At 57.9% G+C, this 330-nt stretch carries 1 protein-coding gene; it reads right to left on the bottom strand.

The genetic code is table 11. The features are described from left to right. The coding region (locus ACYP33_RS30910; protein ID WP_459623671.1) for a hypothetical protein at nt 1–313 on the bottom strand (313 nt) is incomplete at its 3' end. Between the last annotated feature and the right edge of the window lie 17 nt (nt 314–330).

Raw genomic sequence — 330 nt, 5'->3', positions numbered from 1 at the left:
TCAGCAGCTTGTCGTTCAGCTTTTTCCAATCGGCTTCCTCGCTGAAATCCGCCACGTAGTGCGTCAGATTGGCGGCCTCGGGCGCGAAACCATTGGGCACTGCACCGCCGTTCATCGCAGCGGCCACATCCAGTTTCTGCATCCGTGGTTCGGGATGTTTTTCCAGATCCGAGAGCACCTGCGCACTGAAGCGATAGCGGGTAAAAGCCATCCACACATGCGGCACGTATTTCGGCCCCGAAATGGCAATCGTTTGTGCCGCCGAATCGCTGTGTATCGGCCAGCCGCATGTCTTGTTCAGCGGTTGGTCCATCGGCTTCGGCGGAACAT

The sequence above is a fragment of the Burkholderia sp. 3C genome (assembly GCF_054589155.1).
This window is presented reverse-complemented; position numbering and strand designations above follow the sequence as displayed.